The sequence below is a fragment of the Paraburkholderia franconis genome, assembly GCF_009362735.1.
Lineage (GTDB): Bacteria > Pseudomonadota > Gammaproteobacteria > Burkholderiales > Burkholderiaceae > Paraburkholderia > Paraburkholderia franconis.
Genome location: NZ_WHNP01000220.1, coordinates 1 through 1,255 on the forward strand (window position 1 = coordinate 1; position 1,255 = coordinate 1,255).

Annotated in this window: 1 protein-coding gene; it reads right to left on the reverse strand. The window is 61.3% G+C overall.

All coding sequences use genetic code 11. The features are described from left to right. Window positions 1–159 precede the first annotated feature (159 nt). On the reverse strand, window positions 160–594 hold the full coding sequence (locus tag GCT13_RS47755) for a YybH family protein (RefSeq protein ID WP_193727987.1): 435 nt from the start codon (window positions 592–594) through the stop codon (window positions 160–162). Window positions 595–1,255: the final 661 nt, after the last annotated feature.

Genomic DNA, 1,255 nt, shown 5'->3' on the forward strand with positions numbered 1-1,255 from the left:
TCTGGGGGCGTGTGTTCTGCGCAGCGCATACCGCCCCAATCGCCAGCGAAGGATCGGATGCGTCGCGTCCGCCGGCATGGCCCACGTGCCGGTTGGACTGAAGTCCCACGACGCGTCGAAGCTAGCCGGGTTGCTCAGCGAATCACACTTACTCAGTCTCTAGGGATTGAGATCGCTGGCGACGAGATTGCTGCCGTCCATCTTCATCGGAAACGAGTGATGCTCATGCACAATGCGCCAACCGGATGCACGTCGAACAAGCACGAAACTGCTGCGGAACCAGGCGTCCACCGAGCCCTGATCTTTCTTGTCGCCTCGCAGGTTCGTCAGCCCGTGAGCCACTGCCAAGTCGCCGCTCATGTGGATCACGGGGTCAGTGAAGCGACTGGTGATCGGTCCGTCCCAGGTAGCGAGCCAAGCGTCGAGGTCAGCCGGATCGCGGGCTGCCGCGCCGGTCAGGCGCAGCGGCGGCTGGAGGTCAAAGCTGACGATATCCGGGTCGGTCGTCGCTACTACGGCTGCGGCGTCGCCGCGTGCAAGCGCGTCGTCCCGTTTGGTGAGGAGGTCRCGAATGTCAGATTCATCGGTTGTCATGGTTCCTCCTTTCCATTCATGAGGCCGTTGCYCGTGGCGAGTTGCGCCCGCTGCGCGATCCCGGCGCTGAAACGCCGACGCGGCTCGAATACGCTTTCCGTTCCACTGATCCCTAAGGGCCACATATAACTCKCCATCACATGACGAGCCCATGGAGCCGCRGTCCAGACCGCCAATTCAACATAGCAGGTGGGGCAAGAATGCAAAGCCGGATATAACCGCGCGTTGCCGTGACCCTGTTGACACGGCCACCGTTCAATGCAAGTCAGTGACGCCAAAGGGCCGGTCACAACAGTCGGGAATTGGACCACAAGCTGTCGTTGAGTTGTTGTGGGATTCAAAGGCCGAAGTGGGTCCGGCTACGGCCCATCGCGTCCGACGATTTGCTACAACTTTGGCGCGAGCGTAGGCGGGTCGCACGAACTCTGTCGCACCCGCCCTGGCACATGTGGCGCAGCTACGCCGAAACCCTCGATTTTCAATGTGCGCCGTCGCAATAATCGTGGCGCCCTACGCCACACACGTAGGGTGCCAGAGTAAGTGCGACTGGCGCCACAGTTGTGCGACCACGCGACAAAGTTAGTGCGACTGGCCTACAGCGCGGGTAGCTACCGTGTTACACAGTGGCAGTCGTCAACCGATTCGACGCCGCGTGGGTCAT